This is a genomic window from Caballeronia sp. AZ10_KS36, from assembly GCF_023631105.1.
Lineage (GTDB): Bacteria > Pseudomonadota > Gammaproteobacteria > Burkholderiales > Burkholderiaceae > Caballeronia.
The window spans coordinates 17,067-37,001 of record NZ_JALQDQ010000037.1; the positions used below are offsets into that span (position 1 = coordinate 17,067).

The 19,935-nt window shown below is 65.5% G+C and carries 25 protein-coding genes; 12 read left to right on the plus strand and 13 right to left on the minus strand.

The window, feature by feature from the left end:
* Positions 1-2: 2 nt before the first annotated feature.
* On the minus strand, positions 3-233 hold the full coding sequence (locus tag NCR35_RS22605; protein ID WP_175945753.1) for a hypothetical protein: 231 nt from the start codon (positions 231-233) through the stop codon (positions 3-5).
* Positions 234-502: 269 nt separating this feature from the next.
* Here NCR35_RS22605 and NCR35_RS22610 point away from each other — a divergent pair, with 269 nt between their 5' ends.
* Positions 503-1,255, plus strand: coding sequence for a lipoyl protein ligase domain-containing protein (locus tag NCR35_RS22610; RefSeq protein WP_250536180.1), 753 nt, complete (start codon positions 503-505; stop codon positions 1,253-1,255).
* 40 nt (positions 1,256-1,295) lie between these two features.
* Positions 1,296-2,138, plus strand: coding sequence for a hypothetical protein (locus tag NCR35_RS22615; protein WP_250536181.1), 843 nt, complete (start codon positions 1,296-1,298; stop codon positions 2,136-2,138).
* A gap of 6 nt (positions 2,139-2,144) precedes the next feature.
* Here the strand turns inward: NCR35_RS22615 and NCR35_RS22620 are convergent, their stop codons facing one another.
* Positions 2,145-2,660: a glycine zipper family protein gene (locus tag NCR35_RS22620; protein ID WP_250536182.1), complete on the minus strand. Its 516-nt coding sequence runs from the start codon at positions 2,658-2,660 to the stop codon at positions 2,145-2,147.
* A 24-nt stretch (positions 2,661-2,684) separates the two neighbouring features.
* Positions 2,685-3,023 carry a hypothetical protein gene (locus NCR35_RS22625; protein WP_250536183.1) on the minus strand — a complete coding sequence of 113 codons (339 nt, stop codon included), beginning with the start codon at positions 3,021-3,023 and terminating at the stop codon, positions 2,685-2,687.
* Positions 3,024-3,215: 192 nt separating this feature from the next.
* Here NCR35_RS22625 and NCR35_RS22630 point away from each other — a divergent pair, with 192 nt between their 5' ends.
* Positions 3,216-3,818: an NUDIX domain-containing protein gene (locus tag NCR35_RS22630; RefSeq protein ID WP_250536184.1), complete on the plus strand. Its 603-nt coding sequence runs from the start codon at positions 3,216-3,218 to the stop codon at positions 3,816-3,818.
* Here NCR35_RS22630 and modC read toward each other — a convergent pair.
* The 3 genes from modC to modA are packed head-to-tail and all read right to left on the minus strand — an operon-like array spanning position 3,793 to position 6,374.
* Positions 3,793-4,941, minus strand: coding sequence for a molybdenum ABC transporter ATP-binding protein (gene modC / locus NCR35_RS22635; protein WP_250536185.1), 1,149 nt, complete (start codon positions 4,939-4,941; stop codon positions 3,793-3,795). The two genes, NCR35_RS22630 and modC, sit on opposite strands and share 26 nt — an antisense overlap.
* Complete coding sequence (gene modB, locus NCR35_RS22640) at positions 4,934-5,614, minus strand: molybdate ABC transporter permease subunit (RefSeq protein WP_250536186.1); 681 nt, start codon at positions 5,612-5,614, stop codon at positions 4,934-4,936. Before modB ends, modC begins: the two co-directional genes overlap by 8 nt.
* 7 nt (positions 5,615-5,621) lie before the next feature.
* A complete protein-coding gene (gene modA, locus NCR35_RS22645) occupies positions 5,622-6,374 on the minus strand; it encodes a molybdate ABC transporter substrate-binding protein (protein WP_250536526.1) in 753 nt (250 codons plus the stop codon).
* Between the two features lie 284 nt (positions 6,375-6,658).
* Here modA and NCR35_RS22650 point away from each other — a divergent pair, with 284 nt between their 5' ends.
* The 3 genes from NCR35_RS22650 to NCR35_RS22660 all read left to right on the plus strand — a co-directional run bounded on the left by NCR35_RS22650 (position 6,659) and on the right by NCR35_RS22660 (position 8,445).
* Positions 6,659-7,444 carry an enoyl-CoA hydratase/isomerase family protein gene (locus NCR35_RS22650; protein WP_250536527.1) on the plus strand — a complete coding sequence of 262 codons (786 nt, stop codon included), beginning with the start codon at positions 6,659-6,661 and terminating at the stop codon, positions 7,442-7,444.
* A 16-nt stretch (positions 7,445-7,460) separates the two neighbouring features.
* Positions 7,461-8,126, plus strand: coding sequence for a glutathione S-transferase family protein (locus tag NCR35_RS22655; RefSeq protein WP_250536187.1), 666 nt, complete (start codon positions 7,461-7,463; stop codon positions 8,124-8,126).
* Positions 8,127-8,259: 133 nt separating this feature from the next.
* A complete protein-coding gene (locus NCR35_RS22660; protein ID WP_250536188.1) occupies positions 8,260-8,445 on the plus strand; it encodes a hypothetical protein in 186 nt (61 codons plus the stop codon).
* Between the two features lie 242 nt (positions 8,446-8,687).
* On the opposite strand, the gene NCR35_RS22665 is transcribed toward NCR35_RS22660, so the two are convergent.
* From NCR35_RS22665 to NCR35_RS22675, 3 genes are all read right to left on the minus strand, one after another.
* Positions 8,688-9,014: a c-type cytochrome gene (locus NCR35_RS22665; protein ID WP_502801714.1), complete on the minus strand. Its 327-nt coding sequence runs from the start codon at positions 9,012-9,014 to the stop codon at positions 8,688-8,690.
* Positions 9,011-10,279, minus strand: a complete 1,269-nt coding sequence (locus NCR35_RS22670; protein WP_250536189.1) for a PQQ-dependent sugar dehydrogenase — start codon at positions 10,277-10,279, stop codon at positions 9,011-9,013. The genes NCR35_RS22665 and NCR35_RS22670 overlap by 4 nt, the downstream gene beginning before the upstream one ends.
* Positions 10,280-10,438: 159 nt before the next feature.
* Positions 10,439-11,206: a hypothetical protein gene (locus NCR35_RS22675; RefSeq protein WP_250536190.1), complete on the minus strand. Its 768-nt coding sequence runs from the start codon at positions 11,204-11,206 to the stop codon at positions 10,439-10,441.
* A 138-nt stretch (positions 11,207-11,344) separates the two neighbouring features.
* Between NCR35_RS22675 and NCR35_RS22680 the strand changes: the two genes are divergently transcribed.
* Entirely contained in the window at positions 11,345-12,550 is a 1,206-nt protein-coding gene (locus NCR35_RS22680; protein WP_250536191.1) for a polysaccharide pyruvyl transferase family protein, read from the plus strand.
* On the opposite strand, the gene NCR35_RS22685 is transcribed toward NCR35_RS22680, so the two are convergent.
* Together NCR35_RS22685 and NCR35_RS22690 are read right to left on the minus strand one after the other, a co-directional pair.
* A complete protein-coding gene (locus tag NCR35_RS22685; protein ID WP_250536192.1) occupies positions 12,547-13,590 on the minus strand; it encodes a GGDEF domain-containing protein in 1,044 nt (347 codons plus the stop codon). The genes NCR35_RS22680 and NCR35_RS22685 overlap by 4 nt on opposite strands.
* An 89-nt stretch (positions 13,591-13,679) precedes the next feature.
* Positions 13,680-14,123 carry an SET domain-containing protein gene (locus NCR35_RS22690; protein WP_250536193.1) on the minus strand — a complete coding sequence of 148 codons (444 nt, stop codon included), beginning with the start codon at positions 14,121-14,123 and terminating at the stop codon, positions 13,680-13,682.
* 333 nt (positions 14,124-14,456) lie between these two features.
* Between NCR35_RS22690 and NCR35_RS22695 the strand changes: the two genes are divergently transcribed.
* The 3 genes from NCR35_RS22695 (at position 14,457) to NCR35_RS22705 (ending at position 15,801) form a co-directional block, all read left to right on the plus strand.
* Entirely contained in the window at positions 14,457-14,798 is a 342-nt protein-coding gene (locus tag NCR35_RS22695; protein WP_250536194.1) for a cupin domain-containing protein, read from the plus strand.
* Positions 14,799-14,988: 190 nt separating this feature from the next.
* The gene (locus NCR35_RS22700; protein ID WP_370650741.1) at positions 14,989-15,285 is read left to right on the plus strand and encodes a DUF6723 family protein; all 297 of its coding nucleotides are present in this window, start codon (positions 14,989-14,991) and stop codon (positions 15,283-15,285) included.
* Between the two features lie 126 nt (positions 15,286-15,411).
* Positions 15,412-15,801, plus strand: a complete 390-nt coding sequence (locus NCR35_RS22705; protein WP_250536195.1) for a hypothetical protein — start codon at positions 15,412-15,414, stop codon at positions 15,799-15,801.
* A 111-nt stretch (positions 15,802-15,912) separates the two neighbouring features.
* On the opposite strand, the gene NCR35_RS22710 is transcribed toward NCR35_RS22705, so the two are convergent.
* Positions 15,913-16,218: a hypothetical protein gene (locus NCR35_RS22710; RefSeq protein ID WP_175945727.1), complete on the minus strand. Its 306-nt coding sequence runs from the start codon at positions 16,216-16,218 to the stop codon at positions 15,913-15,915.
* A gap of 351 nt (positions 16,219-16,569) precedes the next feature.
* Between NCR35_RS22710 and NCR35_RS22715 the strand changes: the two genes are divergently transcribed.
* Positions 16,570-18,378 carry a RecQ family ATP-dependent DNA helicase gene (locus NCR35_RS22715; RefSeq protein ID WP_250536196.1) on the plus strand — a complete coding sequence of 603 codons (1,809 nt, stop codon included), beginning with the start codon at positions 16,570-16,572 and terminating at the stop codon, positions 18,376-18,378.
* Positions 18,379-18,393: 15 nt separating this feature from the next.
* Here NCR35_RS22715 and NCR35_RS22720 read toward each other — a convergent pair whose 3' ends face one another.
* A complete protein-coding gene (locus NCR35_RS22720) occupies positions 18,394-18,597 on the minus strand; it encodes a CsbD family protein (RefSeq protein ID WP_244850679.1) in 204 nt (67 codons plus the stop codon).
* Between the two features lie 120 nt (positions 18,598-18,717).
* Here NCR35_RS22720 and NCR35_RS22725 point away from each other — a divergent pair, with 120 nt between their 5' ends.
* Entirely contained in the window at positions 18,718-19,926 is a 1,209-nt protein-coding gene (locus NCR35_RS22725; protein ID WP_250536197.1) for a zinc-dependent alcohol dehydrogenase, read from the plus strand.
* Positions 19,927-19,935 lie beyond the last annotated feature (9 nt).

Below are 19,935 nucleotides of genomic sequence, written 5' to 3' on the forward strand. Positions count from 1 at the left end.
CGCTATTCGGTGCGATACCAGACGCGAATGCCCGAGTACCAATGGCTCACGCTGGTATCGTCACCGGCGCCGAAGGTGGAGAGACTTTCCACGTTCAACACGTCGATGCGATTCTCCGCGATCCACCGGTTCGCGCGTTCGACGAGCGCGGCGCCGTTTTCGTACACGTTGCCTTTGATCAGGTGATGCTGCACTACCTGCCGCTCGAAATCTTCGTAGGCGATCTTCGTCATCGGTCGTCTCCTTCTCGATGTTCTTATCGCCGGCTTCGGCAAGCCGACGTATGTCTCGCGTGACTGATTCGAACATCATATGGCCTGAACGATGAAGCGCGCGGGGCGGTTTACCCGCGGTTCGAATGCTCGCGGCTTGTGCCAATCGCGCCGGCCGCCTCGTCCGAACCGGTGTAACGCGAAGCCGCTGCACGCATTTGGCCGCCGCCGCCGATCTTCGCTACCATCTCCCGGTGGCGTCGATACCGGCGCGGCCCTCACGTGACCCCATGTCCTTCGTTTTGCTCGATCCCGCCATGCTTGCCGGCGATCCGCTCGACGCCGAGGAAGCACTTCTTGCGCGCGCCGCATCGGGCGATGCCGTCGCGCACATCTGGACCGCGCCGCTCTCGCTCTCGGTGCCGCGCAGCTATCAACGCTACCCGGCGCTCGCCGATGCCCGCGCGAGCTTCGCGCGGCGCGGCTGTCCGGTGTGGCAGCGTCTGTCGGGCGGCGGCCTGGTGCCCCAAGGACCGGGCATCGTGAACCTGAGCCTCGCGTATCCCGTGCGCGCGCCGATGGGCGCGCTCGCCGAGACGGTCTATCTGCACTTGTGCGGCATTCTGGCCGACGCGCTGCGAACACTCGGCGTCCTCACGCATTATCAGGCGGTGGACGGCTCCTTCTGCGACGGACGCTTCAATCTGGCGTGGGGGCCCGGCAACGATGCGCGCAAGATCGCGGGCACCGCGCAGTACTGGCGGCGCGCGCCGCAACCATCCGATGAGCGCGATACGCCGCTTTACGCCGTGCTCGCCCACGCCGTGTTGCTGGTGAATGCCGACCCGGTCGAGATCAACGAGCGCGCCAACGCGTTCGAAGCGCTCATCGGCAGCGGACGTCGCTATCAGGAGATGAAAGTGGTCACCGTCGCGCAGGCGCTCGCGTACGAATGCTTCGAGATTCCCGCCAACCTTCACGCGCGCGTCTGCGATGCGCTCGCCGCGCGTCTTGCGCTGGCTTCGCTGCCCGAGACAGGTTGAGCGTCTGGTCGCTGTCCGTTTCAACCGCATCGAGGTGGCCATGCCGCTCAGACGTGCATCGAACGGCTTCTTTTTTGCGCTGTGGGTCGCCGTCTGCGCGGCCGCGCCCGAGTTTCTGTGGCAAGGACTCGTTTCGCTTGTCGGACACTTCTCGCTGACCGACGCCGCCGCGGCGCTTCTGATCGGCGCAATCCTCGCGTTCTTCGTCGATCCGGTGCTGGAGCGCGTGCGCGCACTCGGCGAGGATGCGACGCATCGACGGTCCGACAAGTCGCCCGCCTTCGCCGCATGCGAAGCGTTGAGCTTCGCCGTCGTGGCCGTGTGCGTGCACGAGGCGATCGCGGTATATGTCGCCGCGAGCCATTCCAACGAGCAGGCCGGCGAGAATCTCGCGAAAGCGGTCGCGCAGGCGGTTCAATGGGCGGCGATGCCTTTCTTCATCACCCTCGCGTGGCTCACGGCGCGCGGGCCGCGCTGGACGGCATGGCCGGCGGCATTGCTCGCGGTCGTGATCGGCTATCTGTGCGGTTTGACGTTCGAGTGGGGCGGGCGCGTCATCGCGACGACGCTGATTCCTTCAGTGCTGATTCTGATCGCGGGTTCCGTGGTCGTGCGCGAGCAATGGGACCCGTCCACGTTTCGCCGCTGCGCCCGCGCGACGGCTGTCGTCGCGGTGACGTGGCTCGCGTTGACCGGCGCGCTGCAAGTCGCGCTGTGGCTCGCTCACGTGCAGAGCTTTCGCATCTACACGAACGCGGAGTTCTGGAGCGACCTGCGGTTCTACATCGGCTGGGTGACGGGACTGCTGGTCGCGCCCGGGATGGTCGCTCCGCTCAATCCGCACGTACGCTCCGCCGACGATAGCTGGCGCCGACGCCGTTGATTCGACTCAGGTCGAAGGCGGCGGAGGCGGCTGGATGCCGGGCGGCGGTGGTGGCGGCGGAGTTGTGTAAGCGCCATTGGGCGGGACGGTTCGCACAGCGCCACTGACGGGCACTTTGTCGCCCGCCGCGTACATGCACTGGAGATACGCGTAGTCGTAGCTGCGCTGCACGCCGTAGCCGGACGACTGCGCCGCGCCGACGCCGAACGCGCTGCCTGTCAGCAGGCCCGCGCCCGCGCCGATGGCCGCGCCCGAGCCGCCGCCGAACGCCGCGCCCGCCGCCGCGCCGATCGCGGTGCCCACGACCGCGCTTCCAACCGCGCTGTTGGTCGCGGCCTGATCGGCGCTGACGCCGCCGACCTGCTGGAGCGCGAATTGACGGCACGAGGCATCGTCGGCGCGGAATTGGTCGAACGTCTTGGTGGAGCCGGGAAGCGCCATGACGCTCGGCCCGCTCGGCATGACGGTGCATGCGGACAGGCCGGTGAGCGTGAGAAGAAATACGAGCCTTCGGTAGTTCATGGACGTGACTTCGTTAGCACTTCATCATTGATTCGACGGCGGGGGCGGTTGCGCCGGCACTTCGCGCCAGCCGCCCGGGCACTCCTTCACATACGGGTAGTACGTGCGCGATCCGTCGCAGTAGTACCAGGAACCGCTCGGCTGCGCGGGAGCGGCCTGTCCTTGTTCGACATACGTGGTCGGCGCGGCGGGCACCGCGACCACCGGCGCGGGCGGATAGTAGTAGTACGGCACGGGCGCCACCGGGTAATACAGCGGCGCGCCGAACCAGATTCCGACACGGCCGCCATGCGCGCTCGCGGTTGTCGCCACACCGGCGGTAGCGAGCACCGACATCGCGATAAAAGCCTTCAGGCGATTCACGACTTTCTCCAAAAAAATTCTTGCTTGGTTGCTTCGGGGCAGGAAACTTCCGACTTCCACATGGCCGCGACGCGTGCATTCTTCTACGCTATTCCAGTCGCGGAAGAATTTCAATTACGGCACGGCGCCGCATTCTTTCGGCGTGTTACCCGGTAATAATGCGTGTCAAGAACACCCGAAACCGAGGCGACCATGACGGATGCAGGCGGCACGAAAGAACGCGTTCGCGTTGTCGAGACAGTCACGCTGTCCGACGACTGGTACGTGCTCAGAAAAGTGATCTTCGATTTCCGGCGCCGCGACGGCACCTGGCAGCGGCAAAGCCGCGAGACCTACGACCGCGGCAATGGCGCGACCATCCTCCTGCATAACCCGCGTACCGGCACGGTGCTTTTTACGCGCCAGTTCCGCATGCCCGCGTTCGTCAACGGCCATGACGGCATGCTGATCGAAGCGCCCGGCGGATTGCTAGACGACGCGACGCCCGATGCCCGCATCCGCGCCGAAGTGGAGGAGGAGACGGGCTACCGCGTGGGTCACATCGAGAAGATCTTCGAGGCGTTCATGAGCCCCGGATCGGTGACGGAGAAGCTCTATTTCTATGTCGGCGAGTACGACGGCGCGATGCGCGTCGGCGACGGTGGCGGCGTGATCGACGAGGGCGAGGAAATCGAGGTGATCGAACCGCCGCTTGACGAAGCGATGGGGATGATCGAACGCGGCGAGATCATGGACGGCAAGACGATCATGCTGTTGCAGTATCTCGCGCTCAGGCGAGCAGCGACACGGCCTTGACCTGCGCCCACACCGGCATGCCCGGCGCGATCTGCAAGCGATCCAGCGAGTACCGCGTCACGCGGGCGAGCAGCGGCGAGCCGTCCACGTCCAGCCGCACGACTGCCTGCGACGGATTGGCGTCTTCGGCAATGGCCTTCACCGTCGCGGGTAGCACGTTCAGCACCGTGCTCTGCGCATGATCGTGCTCGCCAGTGATCAGGCTCACGTCGCGCGCCTTCACCGCGACGCGCATCGGCTTGCCTTGCGCGACGGGATCATGCAGCACGCGCAGCGTCGCGCGTCCTCCGGGCAGCGCGAGCGTCAGCAGCCGATACCGCGCGTCGTAGCCAGCGACCGTGCCTTCTAGCACGACGGAGGCATCGTCGGCGAGGGCGATCGGCAAGTCGAGCCGCGCGAGCGTCTCGCTAATCGGACCGCTTGCCAGCGCGCGACCCGCGTCGAGCAGCACGAGATGATCCGCAAGTCGCGCCACTTCCTCGGGCGCGTGGCTCACGTAAAGCATCGGAATATCGAGCTCGTCGTGCAGGCGTTCGAGATACGGCAGGATTTCGAGCTTGCGCTTGTGGTCCAGCGAGGCGAGCGGCTCGTCGAGCAGCAACAGACGCGGGCTCGTCAGCAGCGCCCGCGCGATGCCCACGCGTTGCCGCTCGCCGCCCGACAAACCCGCCGGCATTCGTTCGAGCAAATGCGCGATCCCGAGCAGTTCCGCGACGTGCGCGAGATCGACGCGGCGCGTCGCGGGCGGCACGCGCTTGAGCCCGAATCGCAGGTTATCTTCGACGCTCAGGTGAGGAAAAAGGCTCGCTTCCTGGAAGACGTAGCCGAGCGCGCGCCGATGCGTCGGCAGGAAAACGCGGCGCTCGGTGTCGAGCCATACGTCGCCATTCACGACGAGCCGCCCCCGTGTCGGACGCGCGAGGCCGGCGATGCAGCGCAACAGTGTGGTCTTGCCCGAACCGGACTCGCCGAAGATCGCGGTGACGCCGCGCCCCGGCAGATGCAAATCGACATCGAGGGAAAAGCCGCTGTGTTCGACGACGAAGCGCGCTTCGATGGCCGCGTGCGTCGCGCCGCTGCGTGCGCCGTCGACCCCGAGCGAAGATGACGTGAGTTCAGACATGAACCGCCGCCGTCCGTCGAGTCGAATAGAGCAGAAGAAGCACGGCGAACGAAAACAGCACCATGCCGCCCGCGAGCCAGTGCGCCTGCCCGTATTCCAGCGCTTCGACGTGATCGAAAATCTGCACGGAGACCACGCGCGTGCGCCCCGGAATGTTGCCGCCGATCATCAGCACGACGCCGAATTCGCCGACGGTATGCGCGAAGCCGAGAATCGTCGCCGTGACGATGCCCGGCCGCGCGAGCGGCAGCGCCACCGTGAAGAACGTGTCCCACGGACCCGCGCGCAGCGTCGCGGCGGCTTCGAGCGGACGGCGGCCGATGGCTTCGAACGCGTTTTGCAGCGGCTGCACGACGAACGGCAGCGAATAGATCACCGAACCCACGACGAGCCCGGCGAACGTGAACGGCAACAGACCGATGCCCGCCGCCTGCGTGAGCTTGCCGACCATGCCGTTCGGCCCCATCAGCACGAGCAGATAGAAGCCGATGACCGTCGGCGGCAGCACGAGCGGCAGCGCGACGACCGCGCCGACCGGGCCCTTCATGCGCGATGCGGTGCGCGCGAGCCACCACGCGACCGGCGTGCCGATGACGAGCAGCAGCACCGTCGCGAGCGAGGCGAGTTCCAGCGTCAGCGCGATGGCCTGAAGGTCGGCGGTATCGATCGGCATGGTCCGCTCAGAGCTGATAACCGAACGATTTGATGACCGCGGCAGCCTTCGGACCCTTCAGATAGTCTTCGAACTGCTTCGCGACCGGATTGTCGCGGCCCTTGCTCAAGATCACCGCATCCTGCTTGATAGGCTCGTGCAGCGAGGCGGGCACGATCCACGCCGAACCGCCCGTGATCTTGCCGTTCTTGTAGATCTGCGACAGCGCGACGAAGCCGAGTTCCGCGTTGCCCGTGGCCACGAACTGCTGCGCCTGCGAGATGTTTTGTCCTTCCACGATCTTCGACGCGACGGCCTGCGTCAGCCCGAGCTTGTCAAGCGCCTGCGTCGCGGCGAGTCCGTAGGGCGCGGCCTTCGGATTCGCTATCGCGAGGTGCGTGAACTGGTTCTTCTTCAGCACTTCGCCTTTGTCGTCAACGTAGCCTTTCCTCGCCGACCACAGCGCGAGCGCGCCCGTCGCGTAAGTGAAGCGGCTGCCCGGCAGGGTCAGACCTTCGCTTTCAAGCTTGGCGGGCGTGGTGTCGTCGGCGGCGAGGAACACTTCGAACGGCGCGCCGTTCTTGATCTGCGCGTAGAACGGGCCGGTCGCGCCGTACGAGGCGACGACCTTGTTGCCCGTGTCCTTCTCGAAGTCGGCGGCAATGGCCTGCATGGGCGCCGTGAAATTGGCGGCGACGGCGACTTGCACTTCGCCGGCGAACGCAGCGGACGCGGCCATGCCGGCTGCCAGCGGAAGCAACGTGCCAAGCATCGCGCGCATGAAACGGGTGTTCACGTAACGGCTCCTGTTCGTGGTCGTGTTGGTGTGTCGCGGCGTCTTTGGCCGGACGAGCCTGCGTAATATAGCCGAATATATGACGCGCGTTCGTGACATGATGAGGGTCGAGCGGGCGCTGGCTTTGTGTGAGCCTGCCTCACAGGAAGCGATTGACCGCGATTACCGTTATCGAGGAAACTGTGCCGCATGGCGCGAGTTCGCGCCCGTGAGAAATGAGCGCTACTCACATGCTGCGGCAAACGAGGAGACAAGACATGAGCGATGCAATGAACCTGCAACGCCTGAAACTCGCCGTCGATGGCCCGATTGCCCGCGTGACGCTCGATCGGCCGGACGTGCGCAATGCGTTCGACGACGCGGCTATCGTCGAGCTGACCGCCGCGTTCCGCGCGCTCAACGACGACGCCAACGTGCGCGCAATCATCCTCGCCGCGAACGGCCCGGCCTTCTGCGCGGGCGCGGACCTGAACTACATGAAACGCATGGCGAGCTTCACGGACGCGGAGAACCGCGCCGACGCGCTCGGTCTCGCGACCATGCTCAACACCATCTATACGAGCGCGAAGCCGGTCATCGCGCGAGTGCAGGGCGACGCCTACGCGGGCGGCGTGGGCCTCGTGGCCGCATGCGATATCGCGGTGAGCGCGGACACGGCGCACTTCTGCCTGTCGGAAGCCAAGCTCGGCCTGATGCCCGCGACCATCGCGCCCTACGTGATCCGCGCGATGGGCGCGCGCGCAGCCCACCGCTATTTCGTGACGGCCGAGCGCTTCGACGCGGCCGAGGCGCTGCGCATCGGTTTCGTGCATCAGGTCGTCGCAGCCGATGCGCTCGACGCCGCTGTCGACGGAATCGCCGCGAGCATCGCCGCGAACAGCCCGAACGCGGTGCGCGAATGCAAGCGGCTCGTCGCGGATCTGGCGGGCAGCGTCATCGACGAGACGCTCATGTCGGACACGGCGGATCGCATCGCGCGGATACGCGCATCGGACGAAGGGCGCGAGGGCGTGCGCAGCTTCCTCGAAAAGCGCAAGCCGTCGTGGCTCGCCTGAGCGAGGAAGCGCGGCGATGATCACGCTCCACCACTGCGTCAGCGCGCGCTCGTTCAGGCCGCTGTGGGCGCTCGAGGAAATCGGTCTGCCGTATGAACTGAAGATGCTGCCGTTTCCGCCGCGAATGATGGCGCGCGCCTTCATGGACGTGAATCCGCTCGGCACGGTGCCCGCATTCTCCGACGATGCGCTCTTCATGACCGAATCCGCCGCGGTCTGCCAGTATCTGGCGGCGCGCTATTCGCCCGGCGTGCTCGATGTCGCCGCGCACGAGGCCGACTTCGGCCGTTATCTGAACTTCCTGCACTTCGGCGAGGCGACGCTCACGTTCCCGCAGACGCTCGTGCTGCGCTACACGCATTTCGAGCCGCCCGAGCGCCGGCAGCCGCAAGTCGCTGAAGACTACGCGCGATGGTTCCACGCGCGGTTGCGCGCGCTCGCGCCGCTTCTGGAACGCCAGGACTTTCTATGCGCGGGCCGCTTCACGGCGGCGGACATTTCGGTCGGCTATGCGTTGATGCTGGCGGAGCATCTGGACTTGAGCGCGCGCTTCGCCGAACCGGTCGCGCGTTACTGGGCTCGGCTGCGCGAACGCGACGGCTTCATCCGCGCGATGCGCGCCCAGGACGCCGCCGCCCGCGCGCAAGGCGTCTCGCCGGTGCCCGCGCCGGACACGCGCTGACCGGGCGCTTCCCTCCTTCACGTCCCTCCCTCCGTGGGGCTGTGCGACCCGCCCCGACGCTTTACTCTGCGCGTCAGGCGCTGACGTTCGACGCGCCTGTCCCGACGAAGCGTTCTTTGGCGAGGTGCCGGCGATGTACGTCTTTTCGTGGTTCTTATCGATGATCGTGGCGCTGGTCGCGACGGGCACGATCCTTTACGCGCTGCCGGGGTCGGCTGCCGAAGAGTTGAGCATCGCGACCGCGCCGCAGGCGATATTCGCCGCCGACGTGAGCCGCGCTCAGGCGATGGTTTTGTCGTGCGCCGGCGATGGGAAGTGAGCGGGTGCGTTGTGAAGCGGTGGTGGTAAGTGCTTCCGGGTCAACGGTTTAGGCCATTCGTCAGCGCGTTGTCCACAGGCTTTTCCCCGGTTTCTGTGGATAGTCTTGCCGCAAAGCCCAAAAAAAAACCCGCTCGAGAGAGCGGGCTTGAATCCACATCGGTTGAGACATGGAGGAGACAAGAGCTAGTATAAACCCTTAGTCCGCCAAGTCAAGCGTTCGTTTCGAAAAATCGAACGCCCTTACTGCTTGCCGAGGCTGTGGTAATAGCTCGCCAGATTCGCGACGTCCGTATCCGACAAGCCTTTCGCCACCACCGACATCATCTCGTTCTGCCGCGCGCCCGAGCGGAAATCGTTGAGCGCCTTCACGAGATATTCCTCCGTCTGGCCCGCGAGATTCGGCGCTTCCGGCAGCTTCGACATGCCGTCGAGCCCGTGGCACGCCTGACACTGCGCCGCCTTCGCGCGTCCCGCCTTGAGATCGCCCGCCGCGAGCGACGCGTCCGATACTGCCGCAAGCATCGTCACCAACGCCGCGAGCGCCGCCGTCTGCTTCACGCGCCTCATTTGGCCCCCGAGTACGAGATGCGGTAAATGGCGCCGGCGTAGTCGTCCGAGACGAGCAGTGACCCGTCCTGAAGCATCTGAACGTCGACCGGGCGGCCCATGTATTCGCCGCTCTGCGTGAGCCAGCCTTCCGCGAAGACTTCCGTCTCACCGGCGGTGCCGTCCTCCTTGATCGGCGTGTACATGATGCGCGCGCCAATCGGCTTCGTGCGATTCCAGGAGCCGTGCTCCGCATCGAAGATGCCGCCCTGATACTTCTGCGGGAACATCTTGCCGGTGTAGAACGACATGCCGAGGTCGGCGGCATGCGGGGCGAACTCCACTTGCGGAAACACGACGCCCGCCGGCGGGTTCTGGTCCTTGTATTCCACCGTGCGCACCTTGCCGCCGCCGTACCACGGAAAGCCAAAGTTCTCTCCCGCCTTCGTCGCGTGGTTCAACTCGCCGGGCGGCGTGTCGTCGCCCATGCCGTCCACCTGGTTGTCGGTGAACCACAAGGTCTTGTCCTTCGGATTGAAGTCGAGGCCCACCGAATTGCGCACGCCATGCGCATAGACTTCGCGGTTCTTGCCGTCCTGATCCATGCGGATGATGCCCGCGATGCCGTTGCGGTCGAGTTCCGCGAGCTTGTCCTTCGGCGGCACGTTCCACGGCTGCCCGAGCGCGATATACAGCTTCTTGTCCGGTCCGATGCGGCACGCACGCGCGCCATGATTGAAGCTCTCGAACTGCGTCGGAATCAGCTTGCCTTGCGGCACCACGACCGCCGCCGCAACGTCCGATCCTCCTTCGCCGAAGAACTGCGCGGCCGGAAAGCCGAGCACGCGGTTCTGCTCGGCCACGTAGAGAATGCCGTCCGGCGAGAAGCACACGCCGTTGGGCACCTTGAACGACACCGACGAGGCGAACTGCACGACGTCGCTCGCGACCCGCTGCTTCGTCCTGTCCGTCACCTGCCACACGCGATTCTTGCGCGTGCCGACGAACACCACGCCCGTGGATGGCTCGATCGCCATGTGCCGCGCTTCCGGCACGACCGCATAAAGGTCGATCTTGAAGCCCGGCGGCAGCTTGATCTGCTTGAGATTTTCGCGAAGCGCGTCCGCCGTCTGACCGGTTTGCGGGACCGTCTCGGGCGGCTGCGTATTGCCGGTCTGACGGAAGTTGGACAGCGTGCCGACGTTGTCCTGCGCTGCGTCGGCGGGCGGCATGCAGGCGAGCATCGCGCCGACGGCCAATGGCAAGAGCTTGAGCGTTGCGTTCATCCGGTTGTCTCCATTATTTACGGCATCGGAAGATGGTGTTCAACGACACGACTTTCGTCGCCCGGCCCTCGATTAGAAGCGCGCCGCTGGCCCGGTAAAGCAATGTTAGGACACGAAACGCCGTATGTAAGCGGCGCGTGAATAAAGTCGGTGCCGCCGCTACTTCCGGCCATCGAAGATGAAGACGTTGGAGCGGTCCGGGCTCGGCAGCGCGACCAGAAGACGCGCGCCGTCGACGATGGCGCTGCCGTCCACCGTCGCGTCGGGCAGCGGGCAGGGCGCGGGGCCGAAGGTGGCCGACACCGCGTAGGCGTTGACGCCGGGGCGCGGGCGCAGCGTCCCCTTGAAGATGCAGCCGGCGCTCGTCGTGCCGGCGGCGTAGCCATCGGCGGCGACGGTGATGCGCGTCGTCGTCGAGCCGCCGAGCGCCATGCCGCGTCCGCTGTATAGGCCGCCCGCATTGGCGAGCGTGGGTGCGGTGTCGAGCAGCGGCGCCGCCGTCGCGGAGAAGCTTTGGCGCTCGCCGCCGTTGTCCCGCGTGATGGCTCCTTCGACGGCCGGCGCATGCGCGAAGTCCGCCGTGAACGACACCGGCGACGGCGGCGCTTCGCCGATGCGGTAATTTAATGCGGTCGCGCTTGCGAATCGTCCGTCGCTCGTCTGCGAGCCGTTTGTCGCAATGACGACGCCTCCGACGCCCGCGCTGCCGCTCGCATAGAAGAGGTAGGCGGTGCCGTCGAAGAGCACGAGCAAGGTGGCGTCCGCGTGCCCGAGCGTGCCTTTGTAGACGCCGCCGGATGGCAGCGTCGTCGTAACGGCTTGCGCCGGCGGGGCGGGCGGCGGGCTGGTCGAACAGGCGGCGAAGAACAGGGCGAAGGAAAGGGCAAGCGAGGCAGGGAACAGCGCGGCGCGTGTCGTGCTCGTCATCGAAGGCTCCGGTCGCGGTCGGCCGCCTCGCGTGCTCGAAGCGGGAACGTCCTGTATAGGCGCAGCAGTGCGGCGCGTCAAGCGAACCAAGAAGCGAACGAAGGAGCGAACGAAGATCGGACACACAGAGGAAGCTCATTGCTCAATGCCACCGTCGTGATCTTCGGCGCATTCGACCGCCACAACTTCGGCGACATGTTGTTCGCGCATGTCGAGCAGCGCCTCTTTGCCGAACGTCTGCCCGAGGCCAAACCGGTTTTCGCGGGACTGGCCGCGCGAGACCTGCGCCGATACGGCGGCCACGCGGTCGCGGCGCTCGGCACGCTCGCCGGACGCTTGCGCGATGCGCCGGTCACGCTCGTGCATGCGGGCGGCGAACTCTTGACCTGCGACGCGTGGGAAGCCGCCGTGATGCTCGACGAACCCGGAGATGCGCAGGCGACCATCGCGCGATACGGCTCGCGGGCCGAGGAGCGTTCGGCGTATGCGCGCTCGGTGCTGCATTCGGATGCGCTCGCGCCCTATGTCGTCGGCCGCGAGACCTGGCTGCAGGCGTCGTCGATTCGCTTCAACGCGGTCGGCGGCGTGTCGCTCGACGCGCGCGAGGCTGCGCTGCGCAACGAGGTCCTGGGCAAACTGCGCAGCGCCGACGATCTCAGCGTGCGCGACGCGCACACGCAAGCGACGCTGCGTGCCGCGGGCATCGAAGCGAGGCTCGTTCCGGACCCTGTGACGATGATCGCGGAGCTCTTCGATTCACGCATCGCCTCGCGCGCCCGCCACGGCCCGGTGGCCGATGTGCGACGGACGTGTCCGCGCGGCTATCTCGCGGTGCAGTTCAGCGCCGACTTCGGCGACGACGCCACGCTCGACCGACTGGCGCGCGAACTCGATGCGCTCGCCGCATCGACCGGCCTTGGCATCGTGCTGTTTCGCGCGGGCGCGGCGCCGTGGCACGACGACATCGACGCATACGAGGGGCTCGCGGCCCGCATGCATCATCGCGCGCTCGTCTTTCGGTCGCTGGACATTTGGGACATCTGCGCATTGATCGCGACGAGCGCGGGGTACGCGGGCAGCAGCCTGCACGGACGGATCGTCGCGATGGCGTATGGACTGCCTCGCCTCAACATGCTTCATCCGGACGAAGCGGCGCGAACCGGCAAGCAGGCCGCCTACGCGAGGACCTGGGACGACGCGAACGCGCCGGGCGCCGTGTCGATCGACGAACTCGAAGCCGCCATGCGCGATGCGTTGAGCGCCGACCGCGACGCGCTCATACAGCGTGCCTTCGAACTGGCGCGCTTGTATCGGGCCGATGCCGCGCGCCGCGCCTTCGACTAACGCGAGTGCTGCCTGAAGCCCTCGCCGCGCATCGCCGCCCGATCCACGGCGGCAATCCGGTTGCGTCCGTTCTCTTTCGCCTGATACAACTGCGCGTCGGTGAGATTGATGAAGGCCGTGATATCCATGCCGTCGCGCGGCAGCACCGTGCCGACGCCGAAGCTCGCCGTCACGCACTGACCATGCGGCGAGCGCAGATGCGCGATGGCTTCTTCGGCGATGCGCGCGCGGCACCGTTCCGCCACGGCCAGCGCGGCATCGGCGTCCGTATCGGCGAGCACGAGGACGAACTCCTCGCCGCCGAAGCGTCCGAGAAAGTGCGCGGGCCCGGCCGCCTCGCCGAGAACCGGCGCGATGCGCTTCAGGCACTCGTCGCCTTGCACATGGCCGTAGTAGTCGTTGTAAGACTTGAAGAAGTCGATGTCGGTCAACACGAGCGAGAGCGGTTGCGCCGTCGCCTGGGCCGCCTTCCATTCGCGTGCGATCACGCTGTCAAACATGCGGCGATTGCCGACGCCGGTGAGACTGTCGCTGAACGACAGGCGCTCCAGTTCCGCCTGCAATTGCAGCAGTTGCTCCTCCGTGCGCTTGCGTTCGCTGATATCGAACATGAAGCCGATGAGCGCCTCGACATTGCCGTGCGCGTCCCGCGCGACATGCACGACGTCGCGCAGCCAGACGTAGCCGCCGTCGCGCGTGAGGGCGCGGTAATCGGCCTCGTGATCGGCGCCCGCTTTCGATTGGGACACGCAGAAATTCACGACCGCATCGCGATCGTCGGGATGCATGCGTTCGGCCCAGTCATGGACCGTTTTCCACGATGACGGCGGCCAGCCCAGCAGCCGTTCGATCTGCGGCCCGATGTAGCTGAACTGCATGGTGGCCCAGTCGATCTTCCACGGGATCGCCTTTGTCGATTCGAGCAGCGTGCGATAAACGGCGCTGTCTTCTTCGCCGAACGCGCGGCCGGACGGCGCGAGCGATGCTTCGTGACGCAGAAACGCGGCTTTGAGCGGACTGTCGGGCTGCATGAGGCTCATTCGGTTGACGCGCGGCGCGCGGGGAACGTGAGCCTGTGTTTACGGCGGCGGCGCGGCAATCCTGAGCAAGCGCGGCATGCTGCGCTTGCTCAGCGTTCGTCGGAGAGCATCGTGCCCCGGCAATTGGACGCGAGGCAGCGGCACGCGTAGAGGCGCTTGAGCGCCGCCGTGCGCCGTCCTTCGACCGTGAGCCGATAGTCGATGAACAACTCCTGCCCCTTGCCGATCGGGCGAAGCGAGCGGATGAAGACGCGCTCGCCGTCCTGCTCGGCCTCGCAATTCGGCGCGCAACTGTGATTGAGCCAGCGAGCGGAATTCCCGCCGCGGGCACCGTCGATCACGCGGCCGTCGTCGAGTCCGAAAAGAAACGTATGACCGTCCTCGGCGTTGGAGCGCTCGTACATGCGCTGCGCCTCCTTCCACGAAAGACGCTGGCCCTTGTATTCGAAGAGCAGCGCGCCCGCGGGCAGATCCGCGAGGGCGAAGACGCCCCGGCCATGAACGGGCGATGTACGGACAGTGATTCGACGCATGGTGTGGCGAGTCGCAGTGTTTAAGTGAAGGTCGGCTGTGGACCGGCGTCAGGTTCGCGCACGCAGCGATGGACGCGCAGTGCTCGCGAGCTATCGTAACTGTATTGCCGGGCGATGGGGCGGCGCGTGTGACGATTCGTTCCGTTTCCTCTGCTGCCCAACTATGTTTGCGGCTCGATTCGCGCGTCTTGAGCACGACGAGCGCCGAGGGCTTCGGCGAGTGCGACTGATTGTGTGAGCCCGCTTCGCAACGAAGCGAAAACGATTCGTTTGCGCCGTGCGCTCACGCTCGACTAGGCTCGGTGAACGATCTCACTGCACGAAGGAGTCGCAATGATCTCGCCCATCGATCTGACGACGATCGTTCACACGCCCAACGACGGTTATCTCAATCGCATCGTCGCCACGGTCAACGATCATGAAGTCCACATAAGCGTGATGACCTCGCCATACGAATGGCATCTGCATCCGGATTCGGACGAGACGTTCATCGTCACGGAAGGCACGCTCGTGATCGAACTCGAAGACGGCTCGATAGACGTGCACGCCGGGCAGCTGCTGACGGTCCCGGCGGGCGTGCGCCATCGCACGCGTCCGATGGGCGCGCGCTCGGTGAACCTGACCGTGGAACGGCAGCACGCGACGACCGTGTTCTGCGACGACCCGCGCGCATAGCCGAAGCGCGCGTCTTGGACAGCCGATCCGGCTTGGCAATTGCTCACTGTAAACGCAGCGGCCTTTTCTTTCCTACGTTCGTTTCCGACGGCAGGTGCAGCGTGGATCGCATCGCGATGCGACGAGCCGCGCCGCGCTGACTCGCCCGAAACGAACGCATAGGTTCACGCGCGTTCAACCGGTGATTTTCGTGACGTATTCGAGTGGCAGACGCCCCAAGCTAGTTTATTTCCCCACCCGCATCGTCGCGCCGACGCCTGGCGCGAGTGAGAGTGATTTCCAGATTTACGCGTCTTACCGCGGCAGTGCGGCAAGCGGCTATTACGGCACCTTGAAGGTCGTGCGAAAAACGGACGGGCGATTGCTGTTTCCGTTCGAAGGCGCGGACACGCTTGGGCCCTACGCGTCGAAGTCGGATGCGATCGAAGCGGCGCAGCGGCGCGGCGATGAGGTCGTACAGGCCGATCTCGCGCGGCCCGAGCTGTGAATGGTTGTCGTATGTCGGTGGAACCCGCCAAGCTATCGCCCTCGAAGCGATGGCTAAGCGGGAGCGTGACTTGCTACCATGTCGCTCTTCGCGCTTATCGAGTCCCTTTTTCCGCCGGCGGCCACCATGACCACTCAACTCAGTGACGTATGCAAATCACGGCTCTTTCGCGTGACGCTGACAGCGCCTGTCGAGGGTATCGCGTTCGTCATGGCCGACAGCCGCGAAGCCGCCTGGCGCATGGGAAAGACGGTCATTGCGGTCGTGCACGGCGTCGGTATTCAGAATGTCGCCATCGCGGGCGTGCATTCGTTCGGCGAGCTCGTGAGCATGGGCACGTGCGATGACATGGACATGCGCGTCTTCGAAGTCGCGAGCCCGGACGGCAAGAACACGGATTTCGCGGAAGCGCCTTACTTCCTCACGAACGATGCGTCGCTGCTCGGCAAGTGGGCCGAGCTCCGCGCGGATCTCGCGGCCAATGTGGCGCGCGCGCTGATCCGGCGGGCTAAGTAAGCGCCGCTTGGTCCATTCGGTCTTGGCTGACGCCCGCTGGCAGAGCGTGCGTCGATAGGCGGGAAACTACGGCCGTCGGATGGCTCAGAAGGCCCAGACGGCTCAAACGGTTCAGGCGGCCACGCGGCGGTTCTGCTTCTCTTGAGCATCGGCGGCGGCGGAGCCGAGCGCCGAATCGAGCAAAGCCAGCTTGCGTTGCAGCGTGGCGACGCGCTGGCTTTGCGAGGGCACGAGTTCGTAGTCGCTGTCGAGTTGCGCGACGCGCATGTCCCAATACTTCGTCGGCAGACGTCCCGGTGCGGCGCTGCCTTCCACGAAACTCGCCAGGATCAGTTCGAGGTGTTTGAGTTCTCGCTCTGCGAGCTGGGCCGGGCGACGCTGTCGGAAGGCGGGGGCGGCGGCAAGGGTTCGTGTCATAAGGAAGCGTCCAGCGTGAATTCGGAAAGCAACTACAAGAGCAAGGTGCGTACCTTCGTCAGCTTTTCTCACCGATAAATGTGTTTCGAAATGAAACGGACGTGCGCCGAGGCCCGCCAGTGTTAGCGTTCACCCTTATTCGTCTGGACGAATATGGCCGATGCATCCGACGCCAAATGCACCGGTGCGTCGGCTAGCGCACGGACCGATGCGAAAAGATTTACACACGGCATGGTGGTTTCTTCAAACGTTTGCCGTGGGTCTGGCGCTTGCTCCTTTCGCCGCGTGCCATCCCTCCTTACCGAATCCACCGGATGCGAACCGCGCAGCGCGCCACTCGAACCCATCGACATGAACGACACCACCCGCAGCATCGCCACCCGCGCGCGCAAACCGCTCGACCGTGAACTCGAAACCGCCCTTCGCAAAGTCTTCGGCTTTCCTCATCTGCGGCCGGGGCAGGACGAAGTGATCCGCAGCGTTCTCGACGGCAACGACACGCTCGCCGTCATGCCTACCGGCGCGGGCAAGTCCCTGTGCTATCAACTGCCCGCCTTGCAACTGGACGGCATGACGGTCGTCGTGTCGCCGCTCATCTCGCTCATGCGCGATCAGGCCGCAAAGCTGACCGAAGCCGGTGTAGCGGCGTTGGTCCTCAACAGCACGTTGTCCACGACAGAAGAGCGCGAAGCCATGCAAGCGGTCACGCAAGGCGAGGTCCGCATTCTCTTCGTCACGCCGGAGCGGCTCGTGAACGCGGAGTTCACCGCGACGCTCACTTCGAAGGACATGCCGTCGGTGCCGCTCGTCGTCATCGACGAGGCGCATTGCATCTCGCAGTGGGGCCACGATTTCCGCCCGGCCTATGTCGAGTTGATCCACGCGGTGAAGACGCTCGGCCGCCCGCCCGTGCTCGCGCTGACCGCGACGGCGACGCCCGCCGTCATCGAGGACATCGTGCGCGAATTGCAGATGCGGCACGCCAACGTCATCCATACGGGCGTGTATCGCGACAACCTGCATTTCTCGGTCGAGCAACTGACGAATCCCGAAGACAAGCGCCGGCGCGCCATCGAGCTCGCGAGCACGCTGGAAGGCAGCGGCATCATCTATTGCGCGACGGTGGCCGAATGCGATGCGCTGCATGCCGCGCTCGGCGAGGCGGGCGTCGTGGCGCAGCGCTACCACGGCAAGATGGCGGCGAACGCGCGGTCCGAAGCGCAGGACGCGTTCATGGCCGACGAAGCGCGGGTGATGGTCGCGACCAATGCGTTCGGCATGGGCATCGACAAGCCCAACATTCGCTTCGTGCTGCATGCGCAGGTGCCGGGCAGCCTCGACGCTTACTATCAGGAAGCCGGGCGCGCGGGCCGAGACGGCGAGCCGGCGCAGTGCATCCTGCTTTTCGAACTGAAGGACAAGCAGGTTCAGCAGTTCTTTCTCGGCGGGCGTTATCCGAGTGCGGAGACGATACGCCGCGTGGCCGAGACGGTGCGCGACCTCGCGCGCGAGAACACGAGCCAGACGCTCGAAAAGCCGCTGGAACGACTGCGCGAAGCGTTGCCGCATGTCGGCGTCAACAAGCTGCGCGTGGCCGCCACGCTGCTCAACGACATGGGCGTGACGCGTCGCACGCGGCGCGGCGGTATGAAGCTGATCGACGACGGCGCGGCCATCGCGCAACTGGACGATGCCGCCCAGGGCTACGCCGCGCGGGCCGGACGCGATCGCGCGGTGCTCGAACGGATGATCACCTATGCGCAGAGCGCGCGCTGCCGCTGGCGCATGCTGCTCGACTACTTCGCCGACGACGTGGACGACGACGCTGCGCAGCCGTCCGCGGCCAAGCAGGAAGTGAACTATCGCGCGCCCGACGACGAACTCGGCGGCGGCGCGTGCGGTTCCTGCGACAACTGCCTGCATCCGCCGGAAGTGCAGGAAAGCCCGCGCGAAGTGCGCGAACAGGCGCTGTCGGAAGAGCACGAGAAAGAAGCGAAGCCGAAGCGCAGCGCACCGACGTTCACTCAGGGCGACCGCGTGCGCGTGCGCCGCTATGGCGATGGCGTCGTGGAGATGGTGAGTGCGGATCGGGTGGCGGTGCGCTTCCCGGACGACGAGACGCGCACCTTCATCGCGCGCTATGTGAAGCGCGCGGCGTGACGGAGAGCAGAGGGCTTACGTGTTGGTCGGCTCGCCCGGATCTTCGACGCCCTTCTCGATGTTGTCCTTCTGATCGCCGTAGTCCTTACGGTTCGCGCCGTTGGTGATCTCGACATCGCCCTTCAACTTGCGGTCCTCGTCGCCGGTCACGGTGCCGATGGCCGTATCCACCCAGCCCTTCACCTGTTCCTTGATGCCTTCGGTCGTGTCCTTGTTCATGTGACTCTCCTTTCGGGATTAGCGGTTTCAACACATGGTTCGTCGCAACGGTTATGCCCGAGCTTACGGGCGCGGGCGTTGCTGAATCGTCGTTCGATCAACCTTCCCGGGAGTCAGACGATGAAAGCAGTCGTGTTTCACGGCATAGGCGACATATCGCTCGACAACGTTGCTGACCCGACGATTCAGCACGATCACGACGCGGTGGTCCGGCTCACCGCGAGCGCCATCTGCGGCACGGACCTGCACATGGTGCGCGGCACGTTTTCCGGCATGGTGCCGGGGACGATCCTCGGCCATGAAGGCGTGGGCATCATCGAAGAGATCGGCAAGGGCGTGCGCAACCTGAAGCGCGGAGATCGGGTGCTGATTCCGTCGACCATTTCGTGCGGCTGCTGCGGGTACTGCCGGCAGGGCTACACCGCGCAATGCGACCTCGCGAACCCGAACGGTCCGTCCGCGGGCACGGCGTTCTACGGCGGACCGAAAGCCACCGGTCCCATCAACGGCCTGCAAGCCGAATTCGCGCGCACGCCGCTCGCGAACGCGAGCCTCATCAAGCTGCCGGAGAACGTCGATGACGAGCGCGCCATTCTCATCTCCGATATCTTCCCGACCGGCTTTTTCGGCGCGCAACTGGCGGAAGTGCGTCCGGGCGATACCGTCGCCGTGTTCGGCGCGGGGCCGGTGGGCCAGTTTGCGATTGCAAGCGCATGGATGCTGGGCGCGGGCCGCGTGATCGCCGTGGACCGCTTGCAGGATCGTCTCGACATGGCGCGCGCGCAGGGCGCGGAAACGGTGAACTTCGATCAGGAAGACCCGGTGCAGGCGATTCTGGAACTGACGAACGGCATCGGCGTGGATCGTGCAATCGACGCGGTCGGCGTGGATGCAGTGCATCCCGAAGGCGGGCCGGCGGCGTCGGAAGACAAGATCAAACAGGCGGAACAGGAAAGCCGGACGGTCACGCCCGAGCGCAATCAGGACGGCAACAACTGGACGCCGGGCAATGCGCCGACGCAGGCGCTCGACTGGGCGGTTGCCGCGCTCGCGAAGGCAGGCACGCTGGGCGTGATCGGCGTGTATCCGCCGAACGACCGCTTCTTCCCGCTCGGCATTGCGATGAACAAGAATCTCACCATCAAGATGGGCAACTGCAACCATCGCTCGATCACGCCGGCCTTGATCGAGCGCGTGAGCAACGGTTCGTTCGATCCGCTTCGCGTATTGACGACGCGCGAGCCAATGATGAATGTCATCGACGCCTATAAGGCATTCGATCTGCGCCAGCCGGGATGGATCAAGGTGAAACTCGATCCCGCTGCTTGATCCCGCCGC

What these genes read in the sequence shown, in the direction of transcription:
- modC (WP_250536185.1), bottom strand. Translation starts at nt 4,941, where the DNA reads ATGTCTGAACTCACGTCATCTTCGCTCGGGGTCGACGGCGCACGCAGC.
- NCR35_RS22715 (WP_250536196.1), top strand. Translation starts at nt 16,570, where the DNA reads ATGAACGACACCACCCGCAGCATCGCCACCCGCGCGCGCAAACCGCTC.
- NCR35_RS22675 (WP_250536190.1), bottom strand. Translation starts at nt 11,206, where the DNA reads ATGACGAGCACGACACGCGCCGCGCTGTTCCCTGCCTCGCTTGCCCTT.
- NCR35_RS22705 (WP_250536195.1), top strand. Translation starts at nt 15,412, where the DNA reads ATGACCACTCAACTCAGTGACGTATGCAAATCACGGCTCTTTCGCGTG.
- NCR35_RS22650 (WP_250536527.1), top strand. Translation starts at nt 6,659, where the DNA reads ATGAACCTGCAACGCCTGAAACTCGCCGTCGATGGCCCGATTGCCCGC.
- modB (WP_250536186.1), bottom strand. Translation starts at nt 5,614, where the DNA reads ATGCCGATCGATACCGCCGACCTTCAGGCCATCGCGCTGACGCTGGAA.
- NCR35_RS22615 (WP_250536181.1), top strand. Translation starts at nt 1,296, where the DNA reads ATGCCGCTCAGACGTGCATCGAACGGCTTCTTTTTTGCGCTGTGGGTC.
- NCR35_RS22725 (WP_250536197.1), top strand. Translation starts at nt 18,718, where the DNA reads ATGAAAGCAGTCGTGTTTCACGGCATAGGCGACATATCGCTCGACAAC.
- NCR35_RS22620 (WP_250536182.1), bottom strand. Translation starts at nt 2,660, where the DNA reads ATGAACTACCGAAGGCTCGTATTTCTTCTCACGCTCACCGGCCTGTCC.
- NCR35_RS22605 (WP_175945753.1), bottom strand. Translation starts at nt 233, where the DNA reads ATGACGAAGATCGCCTACGAAGATTTCGAGCGGCAGGTAGTGCAGCAT.
- NCR35_RS22660 (WP_250536188.1), top strand. Translation starts at nt 8,260, where the DNA reads ATGTACGTCTTTTCGTGGTTCTTATCGATGATCGTGGCGCTGGTCGCG.
- NCR35_RS22690 (WP_250536193.1), bottom strand. Translation starts at nt 14,123, where the DNA reads ATGCGTCGAATCACTGTCCGTACATCGCCCGTTCATGGCCGGGGCGTC.
- NCR35_RS22720 (WP_244850679.1), bottom strand. Translation starts at nt 18,597, where the DNA reads ATGAACAAGGACACGACCGAAGGCATCAAGGAACAGGTGAAGGGCTGG.
- NCR35_RS22685 (WP_250536192.1), bottom strand. Translation starts at nt 13,590, where the DNA reads ATGAGCCTCATGCAGCCCGACAGTCCGCTCAAAGCCGCGTTTCTGCGT.
- NCR35_RS22630 (WP_250536184.1), top strand. Translation starts at nt 3,216, where the DNA reads ATGACGGATGCAGGCGGCACGAAAGAACGCGTTCGCGTTGTCGAGACA.
- NCR35_RS22670 (WP_250536189.1), bottom strand. Translation starts at nt 10,279, where the DNA reads ATGAACGCAACGCTCAAGCTCTTGCCATTGGCCGTCGGCGCGATGCTC.
- NCR35_RS22665 (WP_502801714.1), bottom strand. Translation starts at nt 9,014, where the DNA reads ATGAGGCGCGTGAAGCAGACGGCGGCGCTCGCGGCGTTGGTGACGATG.
- NCR35_RS22710 (WP_175945727.1), bottom strand. Translation starts at nt 16,218, where the DNA reads ATGACACGAACCCTTGCCGCCGCCCCCGCCTTCCGACAGCGTCGCCCG.
- NCR35_RS22695 (WP_250536194.1), top strand. Translation starts at nt 14,457, where the DNA reads ATGATCTCGCCCATCGATCTGACGACGATCGTTCACACGCCCAACGAC.
- modA (WP_250536526.1), bottom strand. Translation starts at nt 6,374, where the DNA reads ATGCGCGCGATGCTTGGCACGTTGCTTCCGCTGGCAGCCGGCATGGCC.
- NCR35_RS22610 (WP_250536180.1), top strand. Translation starts at nt 503, where the DNA reads ATGTCCTTCGTTTTGCTCGATCCCGCCATGCTTGCCGGCGATCCGCTC.
- NCR35_RS22655 (WP_250536187.1), top strand. Translation starts at nt 7,461, where the DNA reads ATGATCACGCTCCACCACTGCGTCAGCGCGCGCTCGTTCAGGCCGCTG.